Annotated in this window: 15 protein-coding genes; 5 read left to right on the forward strand and 10 right to left on the reverse strand. The window is 60.3% G+C overall.

Annotated features, from left to right (window positions below; translation table 11 throughout):
* Window positions 1–134: 134 nt before the first annotated feature.
* On the reverse strand, window positions 135–527 hold the full coding sequence (locus tag IEW18_RS12535; RefSeq protein ID WP_188558202.1) for a hypothetical protein: 393 nt from the start codon (window positions 525–527) through the stop codon (window positions 135–137).
* Window positions 528–859: 332 nt separating this feature from the next.
* On the opposite strand from IEW18_RS12535, the gene IEW18_RS12540 reads away from it, so the two are divergent.
* Window positions 860–2497 (forward strand): amidase, encoded by a 1638-nt coding sequence (locus tag IEW18_RS12540; RefSeq protein WP_188558203.1) that lies wholly within the window; start codon window positions 860–862, stop codon window positions 2495–2497.
* A gap of 99 nt (window positions 2498–2596) precedes the next feature.
* Here the strand turns inward: IEW18_RS12540 and IEW18_RS12545 are convergent, their stop codons facing one another.
* Both IEW18_RS12545 and IEW18_RS12550 read right to left on the reverse strand, forming a co-directional pair.
* Window positions 2597–2836, reverse strand: coding sequence for a hypothetical protein (locus IEW18_RS12545; protein WP_188558204.1), 240 nt, complete (start codon window positions 2834–2836; stop codon window positions 2597–2599).
* 98 nt (window positions 2837–2934) lie between these two features.
* Window positions 2935–3477 (reverse strand): hypothetical protein, encoded by a 543-nt coding sequence (locus IEW18_RS12550; RefSeq protein ID WP_188558205.1) that lies wholly within the window; start codon window positions 3475–3477, stop codon window positions 2935–2937.
* 104 nt (window positions 3478–3581) lie between these two features.
* Between IEW18_RS12550 and IEW18_RS12555 the strand changes: the two genes are divergently transcribed.
* Window positions 3582–4181, forward strand: a complete 600-nt coding sequence (locus IEW18_RS12555; protein ID WP_188558206.1) for a Uma2 family endonuclease — start codon at window positions 3582–3584, stop codon at window positions 4179–4181.
* A 115-nt stretch (window positions 4182–4296) separates the two neighbouring features.
* Here IEW18_RS12555 and IEW18_RS12560 read toward each other — a convergent pair whose 3' ends face one another.
* The gene (locus IEW18_RS12560; RefSeq protein ID WP_188558207.1) at window positions 4297–4509 is read right to left on the reverse strand and encodes a hypothetical protein; all 213 of its coding nucleotides are present in this window, start codon (window positions 4507–4509) and stop codon (window positions 4297–4299) included.
* A gap of 159 nt (window positions 4510–4668) precedes the next feature.
* Between IEW18_RS12560 and IEW18_RS12565 the strand changes: the two genes are divergently transcribed.
* Window positions 4669–6579, forward strand: a complete 1911-nt coding sequence (locus tag IEW18_RS12565; RefSeq protein ID WP_188558208.1) for an ABC-F family ATP-binding cassette domain-containing protein — start codon at window positions 4669–4671, stop codon at window positions 6577–6579.
* Window positions 6580–6824: 245 nt separating this feature from the next.
* On the opposite strand, the gene IEW18_RS12570 is transcribed toward IEW18_RS12565, so the two are convergent.
* Genes IEW18_RS12570 through IEW18_RS12580 form a run of 3 tightly spaced genes read right to left on the reverse strand, consistent with a single transcriptional unit; the run spans window position 6825 to window position 11250 of the window.
* Window positions 6825–8645, reverse strand: a complete 1821-nt coding sequence (locus IEW18_RS12570) for a cytochrome-c peroxidase (protein WP_188558209.1) — start codon at window positions 8643–8645, stop codon at window positions 6825–6827.
* Window positions 8645–9562 carry a leucine-rich repeat domain-containing protein gene (locus tag IEW18_RS12575; RefSeq protein ID WP_188558210.1) on the reverse strand — a complete coding sequence of 306 codons (918 nt, stop codon included), beginning with the start codon at window positions 9560–9562 and terminating at the stop codon, window positions 8645–8647. The genes IEW18_RS12570 and IEW18_RS12575 overlap by 1 nt, the downstream gene beginning before the upstream one ends.
* On the reverse strand, window positions 9559–11250 hold the full coding sequence (locus tag IEW18_RS12580; protein WP_188558211.1) for a PhoX family protein: 1692 nt from the start codon (window positions 11248–11250) through the stop codon (window positions 9559–9561). The genes IEW18_RS12575 and IEW18_RS12580 overlap by 4 nt, the downstream gene beginning before the upstream one ends.
* 246 nt (window positions 11251–11496) lie before the next feature.
* Here IEW18_RS12580 and IEW18_RS12585 point away from each other — a divergent pair, with 246 nt between their 5' ends.
* On the forward strand, window positions 11497–12843 hold the full coding sequence (locus tag IEW18_RS12585) for a type IX secretion system plug protein (RefSeq protein ID WP_188558212.1): 1347 nt from the start codon (window positions 11497–11499) through the stop codon (window positions 12841–12843).
* Window positions 12844–12945: 102 nt separating this feature from the next.
* Here IEW18_RS12585 and IEW18_RS12590 read toward each other — a convergent pair whose 3' ends face one another.
* Window positions 12946–13896 (reverse strand): hypothetical protein, encoded by a 951-nt coding sequence (locus tag IEW18_RS12590; RefSeq protein ID WP_188558213.1) that lies wholly within the window; start codon window positions 13894–13896, stop codon window positions 12946–12948.
* 298 nt (window positions 13897–14194) lie between these two features.
* On the opposite strand from IEW18_RS12590, the gene IEW18_RS12595 reads away from it, so the two are divergent.
* Complete coding sequence (locus tag IEW18_RS12595) at window positions 14195–15646, forward strand: M48 family metalloprotease (RefSeq protein ID WP_188558214.1); 1452 nt, start codon at window positions 14195–14197, stop codon at window positions 15644–15646.
* A gap of 369 nt (window positions 15647–16015) precedes the next feature.
* Here the strand turns inward: IEW18_RS12595 and IEW18_RS12600 are convergent, their stop codons facing one another.
* Together IEW18_RS12600 and ychF are read right to left on the reverse strand one after the other, a co-directional pair.
* Window positions 16016–16225 (reverse strand): alkylphosphonate utilization protein, encoded by a 210-nt coding sequence (locus IEW18_RS12600; RefSeq protein WP_188558215.1) that lies wholly within the window; start codon window positions 16223–16225, stop codon window positions 16016–16018.
* A gap of 50 nt (window positions 16226–16275) precedes the next feature.
* Entirely contained in the window at window positions 16276–17373 is a 1098-nt protein-coding gene (gene ychF, locus IEW18_RS12605; protein WP_188558216.1) for a redox-regulated ATPase YchF, read from the reverse strand.
* Between the last annotated feature and the right edge of the window lie 175 nt (window positions 17374–17548).

Raw genomic sequence — 17548 nt, forward strand, 5'->3', positions numbered from 1 at the left:
GTAGGCCGCCGCGCTCAGCGGAAGCCCATACGATAGATAGTGTGATATGGCAAATGCAGTGTATGCAAGCTACCGGCTCAGACTTGCATTAGAAATTAGAGTGGTTGTTTGCTAACCTACTGATTAGTATAATTTCACCTCTGTAGCCGGAGCCAGGCGTAAGCCGAGTCTATATCGTCGAATGTGACGACCAGGGGCTTCTCGATGTAGCGCCGCATTTCTTCACTGGCTTCGCGGCCCTGAAAATTGGGGGCGTACACCCAAGCCAGGTAACGCAGCCCGGCCGCATACATGTCGCGCAGCCAGGCAATTCCCCAGGCCGTAAGCTGCATGGCGGCCCGCGTGATGTTGGAGTTATCGTTCAGAATTTTTGCGGTGGGCCACTCACTTAATGCCTGCAAAATCAGGGAGCAGGCCGCCCTGGTAGACTCCTGGTTATGCTCGCCCCACCAGTTCACGTAAAGCCATTGGTTAAGGTAATCGTAGCTGATGGTGATACCCGGTGAATCAACGATAATATGCTGCATACATAAGAAAATAAGAAAGTAAACTACCGCTGCGTGGCAGCGGGCCCATTAACCAGCTAAGGGCAGAAGTGCTGGTATCATCGGCTGTGACCTGGAAAACAGCTAGCTACTACAGGGGTATTTTGAGGATACCAAGCTACGGCGGAATCTAGCCTGCTGGTTCATGTACCGACATAAATTGTTAGTCGCCCTCGATAACGCGCTTTTCGGCTTTTCCTTGTCTTATCAGCTCGTCCGACAGGGTGCGTAGGGCTAATTTTCCGCCGGGCTTGGTCCGGGGCGTACGATGCATTGGATTCCCCTCTATCTTGACGGGCGAAACCCCACTTTCTATGAACCGCCGACTATTTCTGCGCAACGGCTCTCTGGCCGGGCTGGCGCTGTCCTCGTTTTCCCTTGTGGCTTGCTCCGCGGGGTCTGAAAAAAATACTACCCCGGAAGGCGAAGCACCCACCGATGCTGCCGCGGCCACTAACTTTGAACTGCACGAGGCCACAGTAGCGGCTCTGCAGGAAAAAATGAAGAGCGGGCAGCTGACGGCGCGCCGGATTACGGAGCTGTACCTGGAGCGGATTGAATCCATTGATAAATCTGGGCCCCAGCTTCGGTCAGTTATTGAGGTCAACCCTGACGCGCTCAGCATTGCCGACACCCTGGACCAGGAACGCAAAAACGGCAAGCTACGCGGACCCCTGCACGGCATTCCGGTGTTGATCAAGGATAACATCGATACGGCCGACCAGCAGCAGACCACGGCGGGCTCTTTGGCCCTGGCCGGCCACAAAGCCACCCAGGACGCTTTTATCGTTAGGAAATTGCGCGAAGCGGGCGCTATTGTGCTGGGCAAAACCAATTTAAGCGAGTGGGCCAATTTCCGCTCCACCCGCTCGACCAGCGGCTGGAGCAGCCGGGGCGGCCAAACCAAGAACCCGTACATTCTGGACCGCACGCCCAGCGGCTCTAGCGCCGGCTCCGGGGCCGCGGCTTCGGCCAACCTGTGCGCCCTTGCCATTGGCACCGAAACCGATGGCTCCATTGTCTCGCCTTCTTCGTGCAGCGGGCTGGTAGGCTTTAAGCCGACGGTGGGCCTGTGGAGCCGCTCCGGCATCATCCCAATTTCAACCACCCAGGACACGGCCGGCCCCATGACCCGCACCGTGCAGGACGCGGCTATTCTGCTGGGCGCCTTGGCCGGGGAAGACGCCGCCGACGCCGTAACCAAGGAAAGCGCCGGCAAAACCCAGCCCGACTACACGAAATTCTTAGACCCCAGCGGGTTGAAAGGCAAGCGCCTCGGCGTAGAAAAAGGCCACCTGACTGGCGCCTCCGATGCCATTCCGCTGCTCAAGCAGGCAGTAGAGCTACTGAAAGCCCAGGGCGCTACGGTAGTGGAAGTAGAAGTGGAAAAGCTCACCGACCCGCTGGGTGAAGCCGAGTACGACGTGCTGCTCTACGAGTTCAAGGATGGCGTGAACAAGTACCTGGCAACGGCCGGCGCCGGCGTAAAAACCCTCACCGATGTTATTCGCTTCAACACCGAGAACAAGGCCAAGGCCATGCCTTTCTTCCAGCAGGAAATCCTGGAAACCTCCAACAAGCTGGAAGGCCTAAGCAGCGCCAAGTACCAGGCCGCCCTGCGCAAGTCGCACCAGGGCGCCCGCACGGCCATCGACTCGGTACTGCGCGAGCATAAGCTCGATGGCCTCGTGGCCATTACCAACGCCCCCGCCCGCTGCATCGACCTGATTAACGGCGACTCCGGTGGTGGCCCCGGCTTTTCCTCGCCAGCGGCCATGGCCGGCTACCCCCACATTACGGTGCCCATGGGCCAGGTGCACGGCCTGCCCGTTGGCCTGTCGTTCGTGGGCGGCGCCTACCAGGAAGGCCCCCTGCTAACCTTGGCTTACGCCTATGAGCAGGCGTCCAAAAAGCGGGTTGCCCCGGAGTTCAAGGCGCCGTTTGTGGGGTAGTGGTGGGCTGATGCCGGCACGAAAAACCGCCCGGTCCTAGTCGGTTTCGACTAAGGCCGGGCGGTTTCGGTAAAGCAGAATCAGAAGAATCAGGGCGGCCTAGCGCTGCTCTTCTTCCTGGTGCTCACCGCGGCTGGTGCGGGTGTTAGAAGACGTGGCGCTGCCGGAGCCGCCCTCGTCGCCGGCTTCGGCATCCAGGTTCAGCTCGTAGCCGCCGACTCCGTAGGTGGGGCGGCCCGAGGATTGGCCAACTGGGCTGCCGTCTTGCCGTCCTTGGGCGGCGCGCTCAGCGAAGTCGTCGTTTTCAGTCACGTTATTGGTGGGGTCGTTGGTTGCCATAGCAGTGGGTAGTTACATGAACAGATACGGCCTTATACGGTCCTAACTTCCCTGGCAGCCGAAATTCAGCTAAAAACCCGGTACTCGTCTGGCCGCCGTCAGGGCACGTACTGCTCCGTGACGCTGGTTACTACGTTCTGACGGGTCTCGACAATAAAGGGGGCGTAGCGAAATACATCCGTGCCCTGGGCTACTACCTCGGCCGGGGTAGCGTTGTACTGGCGCAGCTCGCCGGTTTTGTTCCAGAGCGTGAGCACGGCCTGGTCGCTGAGGCGGAAAGTGCGCTGGCGCGGATTGTCGTTCACGATGTAGTAATCGTTGAAGACCGAGTAAATCGTGTCGCCGTTCTGCACGTCCACTTGCGCGTCGCCCTTGCGCTGGGCCGCGGCCACGGCATCGGCCCCGTGCAGAAACTGGATATAGTCCACGGTGACGTAGTACTGCCCCTTTTCCTGGTAGAAACGACGGATGTAGCCATGGTTGCGGCCCGTAGCGCCTACCTTTTCTGTCGTCGACATCTCGCCTTTCACGGCGGCCGGCACGTTGTCGCGGGCCTCGGCCACGGAGGTTTCCTGCTCGGAGCGGCAAGCGGCAGTAAGGGTCAGGAGAACGGCAAAGGGGAGGAGGGAGCGAGAGTTCATGCCAGCGTGTACGGGGTAGGAGTGGAGCAGTTGACCGCAAAGAAGAGAAGAAACAGGCCTTCTTTGTACCTTTATTTCTATCCGCTCCCAGATTTTCCCGCGCTATGGCTCCCATCACGCACCTCTCCCAGCTCGACCTCTCCCGCCGCTATACTTACGCCGACTACCTGACCTGGCAGCTTACGGAGTGGGTAGAGCTGATTCGGGGCCGGGTGCGCCTGATGAGCCCCGCACCCAAGCGGCAGCACCAGGATATTTCCCGCAACATTAGCACCCCCATTGCGTGGTTTCTGCGCGGCCGCCAGTGCAAAACATACGTGGCCCCCTTCGATGTGCGCCTGACCCACGCTACCCCCAACGGCGACGCCAGCATTGAAACCGTGGTGCAGCCCGACATCTGCGTTATCTGCGACCCGCAGAAGCTCGACGACCGGGGCTGCCTCGGTGCCCCCGACTGGATTATCGAAATCCTGAGCCCCGGCAACGTCTCCCGCGACACCAAGGAGAAGTTCGACCTCTACGAGGAGGCCGGCGTGCGCGAATACTGGATAGTGACGCCCGAGCAGAAAAACGTGGTGGTGTACCTGCTGGGCGAAGCCGGCCGCTACGAGCTGCGCGGCGAATTCTACACCCCCGGCCTGATTCCAGTGGCCACCCTGCCGGAGCTGCCGATAGAGTGGGCAGAGGTGTTTGAGGAGGTGTAATATTTACACGCAAGTTGAATGTTCAACATTTGTTGAATATTTGTCCAACCTTCCCATCTTTGTAGCAGTTAAACGCAAAAATGGCAGGCAGCCAAACGGGCCACCTGCCACCACTTTACCGGTGTTCGAGCCAGTAGCTGACTACGGCTCTAATTACCGCTCCCAAAGCTGTTTTGCTCAGCTCTAGGAGAACAGGAAACCAACTGGCCTTGCCAGCTTGTTTCCCTTCCGTACGCACCTTCTTCATTTCCGAGTAGAAGTTAGGGTGTGCCAGCACCCGCTTCTTGAAACCCCGGTCTGCTCCAACAGCCGGGGTTTCGCCATTCATAGGCAACCGTGTTGGAGGGGTGTTTTCCGTACGTTGCCGGAAAGATAGAATCCGTCAGTACTGTCTGCAAAGCAAGATGAGCTTTTCATAGAAGCTCCTTCCGGAATACAAATACCCTCCTGGTAAACCCCTACCTTTGCAGCTTCATAGCAAAGTAGGATGATTTCCATTACTGACCTCGACTTTCATTTCGGCTCGCGTACGCTCTACGACAAGGCCAACCTGCATATCAAGCCCAAGGATAAGATTGGCCTCATTGGGCTCAACGGCCGGGGTAAATCCACGCTGCTGCGTATTCTGGTGGGTGAGTACAAGCCCGACGGTGGTAGCATCTCCATGAGCAAGGATGTGAGCCTGGGCTTTTTGAACCAGGATCTGCTCAGCTACGACTCCCACGAGTCCATCCTGGTAGTGGCCATGCAGGCTTTCGCGGAGGCGCTGGAGATTCAGAAGAAGATTGACGAGGTGCTGCTGGAGTTCGAAACTAACTACACCGACGACCTGGTAGAAAAGCTGGCCGCCCTGCAGGAGCGGTTCGAGGCCCTGGGCGGCTACACCATGCAGGCCCGCGCCGAGGAAATCCTGGAAGGCCTGGGCTTTACCACCGAGGAGCTGCAGCGCCCCCTGAAGCTGTTTTCGGGGGGCTGGCGCATGCGCGTGATGCTGGCCAAAATCCTGCTCCAGCAGCCTTCCCTGCTCCTGCTCGACGAACCCACCAACCACCTGGACTTGCCCTCCATCAAGTGGATTGAAAACTACCTGGCCGGCTACGAAGGTGCCGTTATCATCGTCTCGCACGACCGGGAATTCCTGGACCGCACCACCAACACCACCGTGGAAGTGACCGGCGGCAAGCTGGTGCCCTACGCCGGCAACTACTCGTTCTACCTCGAAGAAAAGGAGGAGCGCAACGCCATTCAGAAGGGCGCCTTTGAAAACCAGCAGGCCCAGATTCGGCAGGCGGAGCGCTTTATTGAGCGGTTCAAGGCCAAGGCCAGCAAAGCCAAGCAGGCCCAAAGCCGGGTGAAGATGCTGGATAAGCTGGAGCGCATCGACGACGTGGCCCAGGACGATGCCCGCGTGAACATCAAGTTCAACTTCACCGTCACGCCCGGTCGCCACATCCTGCGCATGGAGCACGTGGGCAAGAAGTACGGCGAGAAAACCATCTTCCGCGACACCCACGTGCACATTGAGCGCGGCGACAAAATTGCCCTCATCGGGGCCAACGGTAAGGGCAAGTCCACGCTGATGCGCTTGGTAGCGGGCTCCGAGGCCCCAACCACCGGCAACCACCAGCTGGGCCACAACGTCATCATGTCGTTCTACGCCCAGCACCAGCTCGAAAGCCTGCGCATTGAGAACGAGATTCTGCAGGAGATGGTAGAGGCTGGCTCGAAGCGCTCGGAAATGGAGCTGCGCTCGGTGCTGGGTTCCTTCCTGTTCACCGGCGACGACGTGTACAAGAAAATCAAGGTGTTGAGTGGGGGCGAAAAAAGCCGCGTAGCTCTGGCCAAAACCCTGATTTCGGAGGCCAACTTCCTGCTCCTCGACGAACCGACCAACCACCTGGATATGCAGTCGGTGAACATCCTGATTCAGGCCCTGGACCAGTACCAAGGCACCTACATCGTGATTAGCCACGACCGTTTCTTCGTGGAGAACGTGGCCAACAAGATCTGGTACATTGAGGACTACCAGCTAAAGGAGTACCCCGGCACCTACAACGAGTACGAGCAGTGGCAGGAAGACCGGGAAAAGGCGGCCAAGAAAGCCGGCCTACCCTCGCCCTCGGCCCCCAAGCCCCTGCCCAAGGAGGAAAAAAAGGTGGAAGCCGCCCCCGCCAAAACCCCCTCGCCCGACCAGAAGAAGGCCCTGAAAGAGCTGGCCGAGGTAGAAAAGAAAATCGACGAACGGGAAAAGGAGCTGGCCCAGTACGAAGCGCAACTGGCCGACCCCCAGATCTACCAGAACGCCGCCCAACTCAAAGACGCTACCCTCAAATTCGAGCAGGTAAAAAAGGAGCTGGCCCAACTCAACGACCGTTGGGAAATGCTGGCGGAAATGTAACCTCCTGGATAATAAGATGAAAGCCCCGCCGGAAGCTAGTGCTTCCGGCGGGGCTTTTGTGTTGCTGGCAGAGTAGGCTGCGTCTGAAAAGTCGCTTGAAACACGTTGAACGTCCTGCTTGATCTGGCGTCCGCGCAGCTGAAGCATCACTACCGCTGGCTAACTCCTAATGCTTGCACAACGAAGCGGTAGAGGTGCTTCGCAGGGCTCAGCATGACCATTTTGGGCTGTTCGGATATGCCCCCCTAGTAAACGGCCGCGGGCGTATCGCTCAACGACTTGATAAAAGCAATAATAGCCTGCTGCTCGGCCGGGGTTAAACCGAGTTTGTCCTCGGCCAGGGTTTGGGTAGGCACGGTAAGGCCCAGGCCGCTACCGCCGCCCCGGTTGTAGAAGTCCAGCACCTGCTCCAGGGTTTGGTAGGCGCCGTTGTGCATGTAGGGCGCGGTAAGGGCAGCGTTGCGGACGGTAGGGGTTTTGAACGCGTGCCGCTGGTGAGCAATGCCATAGAGCCGGAATTTGCCTTGGTCAGCGTCCAGAGAGGGGTGCAGCGTGTCGGCAGTGGCGGGCACGCCCAGTACTTCGCTTTCTGTTTTGTCGTAGAGCGGCGGCACGGTGCCGTTGAACAAGGGCAGGTAGTGGCAGGTGCCGCACTGGGCTTTACCCATAAACAAGTTGAAACCCAGAATTTCCCGGTTGCTGAGTACGGTAGTGTCCCCGCGCAAAAACTGGTCGAAGCGGCTGTTAAGGCGCACCAGGGAGCGGACGTAGGCCGCCACCGCGCGCCGGATGTTGCGCTCAGTTATGGGCTCCCGTTCACTGGTAAAAGCCTGGGCAAACAGCTTGGCATATGCTCCCTTGAGGCGCAGCAGGGCCGAGGCCTCACTGAGCTGACCGCCCATTTCGGCCTTGTTGGCTACCACCGCGTGCACCTGGTCTTCCAGGAAATGCACCCGGCTGTCGTAGAACTGGTCGGGCTGGAGGGCGGCGTTGAGCAGGGTAGGGGTGTTGCGCTCCAGCTCCGCCGAGGCGAGCAAGGAGCGGTTTACGCGCAAGCCGTCGGCGTAAGCCTGGGTGGGTACGTGGCAGCTGGCGCAGGAGCGGCCACTACGGCCCGACAGCACCGGCTCCTGAAACAGGGCTTCGCCCAGGGCCAGCACCGCCGGGGTGGGCGCGGCGGCATCGGCGGGGGCAAAAAAGCCGGGGTCAAAGGCGTCGGCCACGAAAAAGCTGGCCGCTGCAGTTCGCACGGCCCGGCGGGTAGTCAGGAAGGGAATTTGGCGCTGTTGCTGGGCCTGATGCAGGGCTGCCAGGGCCGGGTTGAAGTAGCGCACGAAGAACCGGGCCCGGTCAAAGGAAGTAAAATCCTGCCCAGGAGCACCAACGGCGGTTTCGCAGCGGCGCAGCTGGGTAGTAAGCTCGGCGGGTACGTTGAACAGGGCTACTACCTCCCGGGTGGCTTGCAGCGTTACGGCTGCCTCGGGCAGGGAGGCGCGGGCCGCCGGCGAGTCGAAGCCCGACACGCCCTTGGCCGCCAGCCGGTACAGGTTCAGGCGCACGGCATCGAACACTTCGGCGTCGGAAAATACCAGGTGGGGGGCCTGGCGCTCCAGCTGCTGCACCTGAAACAACAGGTTGTCGATTTCCTGATGAATCAAGTCCCGGTTGGCGCGGGTGTCAGGGGCCGCAAACACGACTTCTTCCAGCACCTGAAACCCGCTGGGCGGAATAACCTCACCCGGCTCGCCCGGCTCGGTTTCGGGCAGGGCGGCCCCGTTGAGGCGGCCCGCCGCGTGGGGGTAGTAGTATTCCACGGCAAACTCCAGGTGCTTGTACTCGCGTCGGCAAGCGGCAAACTCGGCTTGCAAGGCGCTAGCCTTGGCCTGGTAGGTGTGCTGCTGAAAGTGAGTTAGGGCCGCGTGCAGGCGTGCTAGGTGGTCGTTGTAGTATTCCTTGACCTGCTCGGCGGGGGTAGGGCGCAGCACGGCAAACGTAAACAGCCACCCCGCCAACCCCAGCAAGACGAAGCGGACCCCGGCGGCGTAGCGAGTTACATGAAAAGGCATCAGAAGTAGAGGTTAACCCCCGGCAGCGCGGCTTCGGCTTGGCGGCGGGCCGCGGGGGTGAAGGCGTTTTGCTTGACGATGACAGTTTTCAGCTTCTTCAGCTTACGCAGGGAGCGGGGCAGCGCCGTGAGCTGGTTATCGTTGACAATCAGCATTTCCAGGGCTTGCAGCTTGCCCAGGCTGTTGGGCAGGGCCCTGAGCTGATTGCCCGACAGGATGAGCACTTTCAGGTTCTGGCAGCTGCCCAGGCTGGCGGGCAGCTCCTCTAGCTGGTTATTGGAGAGGTTGAGCTCCTCCAGCTGGGTAAGGCCCTCGAGGCGGGCCGGCAGGCGCTGCAGCTTGTTATCGTTCAGGTACACGTAGCGCAGGCGGCGCAGGTGGCCCAGGGAGGCGGGCAGAAACAGGAGCTGATTGTGCGAAATGTCGCAGTACTCCAGCTGAGTTAGCTGCCCTACCTGCTCGGGCAGGGAAGTAAAGTTGTTGTAGGCGCTCATCAGGTAGCGCAGGCTGTCGAGGCCGCCAATGCTGGGTGGTAGCTCCGTGAGCAGGTTCTGCTCGATCTGCAGCTGCCGCAGCCGGCGCAGGTTGCCGATGGCGGGGGGTAAGTCCAGCAGACTGTTTTTATTAACGAACAAGACCCGCAGGCTGTCCAGCTGCGCGAGGTTGTCGGGCAGGTGGCGCAGGTGGTTTTCATGGGCAAACAGCAGCCGCAGCCGCTGCAATTCCTCCACCTTGCCGGGGAGCAGCTCCAGGTTCTGGCCCCGCAGGTTCAGCTCCGTCACGCAGGCGGGCTGCCGCAGGGCGGCCGTGAGGGAAAAGGAAATTTTCGCGGGGCACTGGCCCAAGCACGTGTTGCCCTGCAGAAACTGCAGGGCAACAACTAGGGTAGTTAGTACCAATACTACTGGCTGCTTCACTGCTTGCTGAACGGACGCGTAGTGGTGGTAGTAGCCGTTTTGATGACCAGAAAGTAGTACCCGCTCCGCAGCTTGCCAACGGGCACCTTCAGGGTGTTGGCTCCCGCCGTGAGCGTGGCTGGCTGTTCCAGCACCCGGGCTCCTACGCTGGTCAGTACCTGCAGGGTGGCGGCTTCGCGCTGGGTGTGGGTCAGGTGCAGGGTCAGCTCCCCATCCTCGATGGGGTTAGGATACAGCTCTACTTTCGACAGCTCCGGCTTGCCTTTGGGTGAAGACAAGGCAGTAGCCGTGCCCAGCGTACCCTTGCGACCAATAACCAGGGCCGTCGACTTGTTGAACACAACCGATTGGCCAGCCGCATCCGTCGTGGCCAGCGTGTTCGCCTCATCGGGGCTTTGCATGGAAATAAAGATGAACCGCTCGTCGGGCGAGAAGGTCATGCCGGTCGGCTCGCAGCCCGCGGGCGTCACGGCAAACAGCTCCACGGCGGGTGCGGCCTGGGTGTGGCAGGGCTTAATCAGCCAGATGTGGTTCAGGCCCCCGTCCTGCAACACGTACAGGTTGCCCTGGGAGTCGAAGGTGAGGTTGTCGTTGCCGGTGCGCCAGGGCTCCAGGATAGAGCCCGAGCCGTAGTTGATGGGGTAGGCCTGGTTGGTAACGGTGGGCGAGTTACCGGCAAAAATTTCAAAGTTGCTGACGGTGGTGCCGCTGGCGCCCGAGTCGGTGAAGCGGTAGATGGTGCCGGGCCCTTTGGCCGTAAAGTACACCTGGCCGGTAAGCGGGCTGATTTCCACGTCTTCCACGCCATTGAAGCTGGTAGCCCCCAGGGCCCGGGCCGCTACGGTAGTATTGTTGCACTCGGCGGGCGTGGAGTTTGGTACCGGAATCCAGGTGCCGGTAGTGGCCGTGCCGATGGCCCCGTTCAGCTTCAGCGCGTATAGCGTGCCTGCGCCTAGCTGGCCAGCCGTCGTGGCCACGAACTTATACACGAAGCTGTTGGCCGAGCCGTCGTCGGCGCCCTCGTAGGCCGTGCGCAGGTCGGGAGCCACCACAATGTTCTCGTGCTTCAGACGGCCCATCTGCCACAGCTTGTCGGGCTTGCCGTCGCCGTTTTGGTCTTTCACGGTGTGGGTAGCCGGGTCAATTTCCACGTTCCAGCCCGAGTCCAGGTACCCGTCGTTGTTGGTATCGACGGGGTTGGTGGGGCCCAGGTTTTCCTCGCAGGTGACAACGGTGCTCCAGGGCGTTACGGTGCCCGAGCAGTTATTGATGGTGCCGATGACGGGGGCAAAATTGACGGGGTGCTTGGCCGTCACGTTCCAGAGCTTGGAGGTGGCGTTGAAGTTCAGGCTAAGCATGCTCACGCCCGAGGTAGTGCCGGAGCCTTCGTGGTTGATGGCGAGGTAGCCGTTGGTGCTGCTGCCGCTGATGGGAGCGTAGCCCGTGAAGTCAAAGGCCTCCAGCATGTTGCCGTCGGCGGCGTTGGTGTAGGCGTTGCCGCCCTGGGCCAGCAGCTGGAAGGCGTGGGTGGCGGGCAGCCGCAGGTCCTGGGGCTGGGTGGAGGGCTGCACCGAAGTAAACCGGCTGATGTGGTCGGCGGGCAGCGTGGGGCAGGCCACCTGGGCCAGCGCAGCGGAGGTGCTGCCGCCCAGCAGGGCCAAGGCAAGAAGGGTAGGAGTAGACTTCATACGAGGGGGTTGAGATGCGCCGCAAGTACGAAAGCCACTATTTCCTTTGATTTACGTCCGAATTAACGCTGTGTCAAGTTAGCGTGACGGCAATGTTACGAGCCAGCCCATTCGGGTAGGCGCTGGCTGCGGCTGTTAGGCTGCGGCCTGCTACGGCGCAGCCTGGCTAGCTGACTCACCGGTTCGTGCGTACTCCTTCCGGCTACCCCGCCCCATAAGTGCACGCTAACGCCTACATTCGTCTTTATGCGCTACCGTTTCCTGCCCGCCTTTCTGCTGCTTGCTGCCCCCGCCTGCGTTCCGCTGGGTACGCCCATCACGGACCCCAACGCCGCCCGCCGACCTGCCACGCCTGGGCAGCGCGGCCCCGAGTACTATGCCGATAAAACCCTGCGCTACGAGGACGCCATTTACAACCCCAACGTGCGCACGGTGCAGTGCTACGTGCCTACCGGGCAGGCCAATGAGGTATTCAATCCGCCTATTATTTCCCTGGGCCAAGGCCAGCCGGTGGCGCTGGAGTTCGACGTGCTGGGCGGGCAGGGCGAACGGCTCACGGCCAAGCTTATTCACTGCGACCTGAACTGGCAGCCCTCCGTGCTCACCGACATGCAGTTTCTGTCGGAAATCAACGAGCAGACCATCACCGACTACCGCGCCTCCATCAGCACCAAGGTGCCCTACTACCACTACCGCCTCCAGATGCCGCGGGTCAAGCTCTCGGGCAACTACCTCTGGGTGGTACAGGGGGCGGGCGGCACGCCCTTGCTTTCCCGGCGGGTGCTGGTGTACGAGGAAGGTGGGGTGCAGGTATTTCTGAAGCAGGGCATTCCGGTGGCGGGGCAGGAGCGCTACACCCTGCAGCAGCTCGATTTTGGCATCCGCTATACCATGCAGTTGGTAAACCCGGCGCAGGAAGTGAAGGTAGTGCTGCGCCAGAACTACCGCTGGGACAACGCCCACTACAACCTGCGGCCTACCTTCGTGCGCGACGCCGAACGCCAGCTCGACTACCAGTATTTCAACTTCGAAAACGCCTTTCCGGCCCTGAGTGAATTCCGATTCTTTGACCTACGCACGTTCCGCTCCCTGGGCATAGGCGTGGCCCGCCTGGATGCGGAGGCCGCGCCCCGCACCGCCCTGCTCCAGCCCGAGGCTACCCGCAACGGCCAGGCCTACTCCCAGTACGACGATATTAACGGTCAGCGCGTGATTGAGAGCCGGGAGTACGGCAACGGCGCCACCAATGCCGACTACCTCGACGTCACGTTTCAACTGCGCGCCGCCCAGCCCGCGCCCGGGCCGGTGTACGTTCTGGGGGCCCTCACCGACTGGCAGTTCCGCGACGAGTTCAAGCTCACCTACGATGCGGCGGCTCAGCAGTACACCGGCCACGCCCTGCTCAAGCAAGGCTACTACAATTACCTCTACGCCGTGCAAACGCCCCAGGGACCGAACAGTGTGTACTGGGAAGGTAGCCACCAGGAAACCGAAAACCGCTATGACCTGCTGGTGTACTACCGTCCGCCCGGCACCCGCACTGACCTGCTCATCGGCTACCAGTCCATCGGCGTGAACAGCCGCCAACCGTAGGCCGCGCCCTGGTAAATTCCCGAAGGCCACATAAACACCCAACCAAAGAGCGGCTCCTTGCGCAGGGAGCCGCTCTTTGGTTGGGTAGTCTCGTACCCAAAATTACGGATGGTTCTGCCGGACCACCGTTATGTTGTCGCGGCCGTCTTGCACCACCGTGCTGCTTTGCCCCGAAAGGCCCTGGTAGGTGCGGGCCTGATTGAGGTAGCCGCTCTGGGTTTGGCTGGCGAAGCTGCTCTGGCTGTCCTGGTCGATAAGGGCTTGGTTGCCGCCACTAGGAACACTTGTTCCCTGAGCCTGGTAGGCCCGGTTGTCGGAGCCGGTTTGTTCGATGGCGGCGGCGTTGGCCGTGCCGCCTTGCGCCTGCTCGGCGGTGTTGCGGTTACCGAGCTGCGTGCTGGTAGCTACCTGGTTGGCCCCAGACTGCACCTGCGACAAGCGGTTGTCGTTGCCGAGTTGAGTGCCCGCTGCATTCTGGCTGATGTCCCGCTGCGACTGGAAGGACGTGTTGCGGTTGCCCACGGAAAGCAGGGTAGCCGTGGCCCCCGCACCAACCTGGTCCTGCTCGGCGCTGTTGTTGTTGCCGAGCTGGGTGATGGTAGCCTGCAGCACCCGGCCCAGCTGATTCTGTACGGACGTGTTGCGGTTGCCGACCTGCGTGGAGGCGGCCTCCACTGCCCCCACCTGGGTTTGCGTGGTCCGGTTGTCGTTGCCCGCCTGCGAGGCCGTGGCTTGCCCCCCGAAAAACGTGCCCCGACCCTCCTGCGACTGCACAATAGTATTGCGGTTGCCGAGCTGGGTAGCGGTGGCCTCTGCCCCCCGGTCGTTCTGCGTCTGCGTGATGCCGTTGCTGACCCCGGCCTGCGTGGCCGTTGCGTTATTCCCGTCACCGGCCTGACTGACCGCAAGTACGTTGCGGCTGCCCGTTTGCGTATCGGTGGCCATATTCCCGTCGCCGACCTGCTGCACGGTGGCGCGGTTATTTTGGGCATACGCCTGGCCGCTCAGCAAAAGCCCAAGCGCCCACGCCGCTATTGGTATCGTCTTCTTCATGAGGATGAGTATAAGAGGTGAGAAGTAAGTGTTGTAAGTAGTAAAATAATATTAAATATTGAAATAGTTTAATAAACTAATTTTTCGTGGTGCTTCTGTGGCCACAATACCAAAGCATGCCAACAAAGCCGCATGATTATGGCCCGAAGGAAAATCAGGTTCGGGCGGATGAAGACGCTCAGCTAAAACCGGCACAGAATTAGCCTTAAGGGCTAGGGTACCGTAACCTTCGGGCCCTTGCGCCTCGTTGCAGGCCTATCCCGCCCTTTGGCAACATCACTAAGCTCTCTTCCTTCCCATGCAACCCACTCTCACTACTGTTCTGCACGCCGGTGCCACGCTGGCCCTTTTGCTGCCGCTGAGCGGCTCTCGTCCGGCCCCAGTTGCCCCGGCTCCCCGCCCCGCCGTGCCCGTGCAGGGCGCCCAACCCGACCCCGCCGTGGTGGCCCAGTTTGGCCTGCTCAACGACACCAAGCTCCAGAGCTATATTGATAGCAAAGGCATGCAGATGGGGCAGATTTCCGACCGGCCCGCCGACGTGAAAGGCTTTACCATCGTCGATTCGCCCATTATCAACGCCTTTGCTACCCCCGACGGCCACGTGTACTTCACGCGCGGCATCATGGCCCACTTCAACAACGAAGCCCAGTTCAGTGGGGTGCTCGGCCACGAAATCGGCCACATCACGGCCCGCCACGGCCAGAAGCAGCAAACCCGCTCCACCATTGCCAACGGGGCGCTCATTCTGGGTTCCATCCTCTCGAAGCGGGTAGCGTCCATTGCCCAGCCGGCCTCGCAGGTAGTGGGCCTGGGCCTGCTGAAGTACGGCCGCGACGATGAAAACGAGTCGGATAAGCTGGGCGTGAAGTACTCCAGCAAAATCGGCTACGACCCGGCTTCCATGGCCGATTTCTTCCTGACCCTGCAGCGCACCGAGCAAAGCAGCGGCGCCGCCACCATTCCCACCTTCCTGTCGTCGCACCCCAACTCCGCCGACCGTTACACGAACGTAAAGAAGCTGGCCCAGCAGGCCGAGCAGCAGGCTGGCCGCCAGCTAGCCGTCAACCGCGACCAGTACCTGCGCATGATTGATGGCCTGCCCTACGGCGACAACCCCCGCGAAGGCTACGTAGAAAACAGCGTGTTCTATCATCCTGATCTGAAGTTCCAGTTTCCGGTGCCCCAGGGCTGGAAGTCGCAGAACTCACCCAGCCAGTTCCAGATGGCCGAGCCCAGCGGCAAGGCCGTTATTGTGCTGCTGCCAGCCGGGAGCGGTACTCTGGATGCCGCCGCCCAAAGCCTGGCCCAGCAACTGAAGCTGCAGAATGCCCAGGCCAGCCGCACTACCATCAACGGCTTTCCGGCCGCTGTTATACAGGGCGACCAGGTAGGGCAAGACCAGCAAACCGGCCAGCAGGGCATTACGGCCCGCACGCTCACCTACATCATCCAGGACGGCCAGAACTTGTACGCCTTCGTGGGCCTGACCTCGCCGGCGGCTTTTGAAACCTACGCCCCTCAGTTCCAGCGCACGGCCCAGGGCTACCGCCGCCTCACCGATGCCGCCAAACTCAACCGCCAGCCCGAGCGGGTACGCATCAAAACCGCCAAAGCCGGTCAGACGCTAGCCTCGGCCCTCGCCGCTAATGGCATCCCAAGCAAGCGCTACGAGGAACTGGCCATCCTCAACGGCATGAAAACCACCGATAAAATGACGGCTGGCATGCTGTTTAAAGTGGTGGGGAATTAGAAGAAAATAACCGATTAAAAAAAGGGAGAGACACTTTAGCAGGTGTCTCTCCCTTTTTCTTGATAAGAAGAATGTCATGCCGAAGCGCAGCCGAAGCATCTCGCGTGCTGACGTTGGGGTAGTAGTTCAACATCAGCACGCAAGATGCTTTGGCTGCGCTTCGGCATGACGTTCTGTTGGCTGTTCAGGTCCCTTTTCTTCTAACGGCAGAAGGCATCATGTCCAATTGCTTGCTTTCAACTATAGGAATGATACCTGCAGTGGCTTCTGCATCTGCATAAGGACTATATCTGGATATAAATACAAAAGCGCCCCGGCCGAACCATTCGACCGGGGCGCTTAAGGTACTGTGCGGCTGCAGATGCGGCGCTAGGCTTTCTTCACGAATTCGGTTTTGATAACCAGCATGCTACCCCCGGCTTTGCCTTCAACTTCGGCGGGGGTGCTCGTGAGGCGAATGTTCTTGACCACGGTGCCGCGCTTCAGGGCCTGGGCCATGCCTTTCACCTTCAGGTCCTTGGTAATGGTAACCGAGTCGCCGTCGTTGAGCAGATTGCCGTTGCTGTCTTTAACTTCCATGAGTAGGGTAGGAAATCCGTGAAATCCGACGAATCCGTCTAAATCCGTGATTAAACGTTGAAGCGGAAGTGCATGATGTCGCCGTCCTGCACCACGTAGTCTTTGCCTTCCACGGCCATCTTGCCGGCTTCCTTGATTTTTACTTCGGTCTTGTACTCTTGGTAGTCAGCCAGCTTGATAACCTCGGCCCGGATAAAGCCCTTCTCGAAGTCAGAGTGGATAACACCGGCGGCCTGGGGAGCTTTGTCGCCCTTGTGGATAGTCCAGGCGCGTACCTCCTGCACGCCAGCGGTGAAGTAGGTAATCAGGTTCAGCAGGGAGTAGGAAGCCCGGATCAGGCGGTTCAGGCCCGACTCGGTCAGACCGTACTCAGCCAAGAACATCTCCTTTTCCTCGGGGTCCTCCATCTCGGCAATCTGCGACTCAATAGCAGCTGACACCAGCACTACTTCGGCGCCTTCCTGGGCTACGTGGGCCTGCAACGCGGCCGTGTGGGCGTTGCCGCCCTGAATGCTGGCCTCATCCACGTTGGCCACGTAGATAACCGGCTTAATGGTGAGCAACTGCAAATCGGCTACGGCTTCCAGCTCCTCGGGGGTAGCCTGCACGGCCCGGGCGTTCTGGCCGGCTTCGAGGGCTTCCTTGAAACGCTGCAGGGCCACTACCTCTTTCTTGGCCACGGCATCCCCGCTTTTAGCCGAGCGCTCGGCCTTCGCCAGCTTCTTATCAATGCTTTCCAGGTCCTTGATCTGCAGCTCGGTGTCGATAACGTCCTTGTCGAACACGGGGTCAACGCCGCCGGCTACGTGCACGATGTTGGGGTCATCGAAGCAGCGGATTACGTGAATAATGGCGTCTACCTCCCGGATGTTGGCCAGGAACTTGTTGCCCAGACCTTCGCCCTTGGAAGCACCTTTCACCAGGCCCGCAATGTCCACGAACTCAATGATGGTAGGCAGTACGCGCTTGGGGTTTACCAGCTGCTCCAAAATCTGGAGGCGCTCATCGGGCACGGTAATCACGCCCACGTTCGGCTCGATGGTGCAGAAGGGGTAGTTGGCCGACTCGGCCTTGGCGTTAGAAAGAGCGTTGAACAGCGTGGATTTGCCCACGTTCGGCAGGCCGACGATACCGCAGCGGAGACCCATATGACGGTGAAATAGTGAGTTAGTGAGATGGTGAGTTGGGCCCAAGGCGCAATTCGTGGCGCAAAGGTACGGGGCTTTTCCAAGGAAAGCACGGCCAGTGAGCCCACCGCGCCCCGAACTCTTGGCCCGGCCCTGCAAAGCCGGCCAGTACCTACCCTTCAGCGGGCCTTAAAGC

Source organism: Hymenobacter glacieicola (assembly GCF_014640315.1).
GTDB classification, from domain to species: domain Bacteria; phylum Bacteroidota; class Bacteroidia; order Cytophagales; family Hymenobacteraceae; genus Hymenobacter; species Hymenobacter glacieicola.